Source organism: Fervidobacterium sp. (genome assembly GCA_026419195.1).
Taxonomy (GTDB): Bacteria; Thermotogota; Thermotogae; order Thermotogales; family Fervidobacteriaceae; genus Fervidobacterium.
The window spans coordinates 1-562 of record JANZZV010000107.1; the positions used below are offsets into that span (position 1 = coordinate 1).

The window sequence follows — 562 nt, forward strand, 5'->3', positions numbered from 1 at the left end:
ATGTTGAAAGTCATCCAGTGGAACAAGGGAAAATAGCAGAATGTTTGAATAACCTTCACAGGACTTTTTATGATGTCTGGTGTGTACGAATCAATTTTCCATCTAGGAAGATAAGTTCTCATTTCTTGTGGTACTTCTTGGTCAAAAAAGGTCATATATTTAATTGTAATAAGATCACCCCTTCGTCTAAACTATACAAAAGTGTAGATGTTTAGATGGCTGGGTTATTTCTTACCGCCTTTCAAGTTCTTCCTTCCCCAGTCGGCGGTATTTTGGACAACCTTCTCAGAGGAAAGAAGTACTGCCATATCTACCGTAAGAACCTGACAGAGATTGAGGCCTTTCCAACACATACCAAAGCTTGTTCTACTGAAAGATCCTGATATCTTCTTCGGCTCACTACCATGACTTTTTGAAATTTCCATCACTTCATCTCTTTGAGTTATTCACTCTGTTTGTTATTGACTATCTTCATTACATAATCTTTTAACTTTTCTACGTCATCTGTATCTAGCCTACTAAGAAATACTATGCAGTTGTCCGGTATTTTTTCTCTCAAGCC

General features: G+C 37.4%; 1 protein-coding gene. It reads left to right on the forward strand.

All coding sequences use genetic code 11. From position 1 onward, the window contains the following. The coding region (locus N2Z58_09495) for a hypothetical protein (protein ID MCX7654891.1) at positions 1–215 on the forward strand (215 nt) is incomplete at its 5' end. Positions 216–562 lie beyond the last annotated feature (347 nt).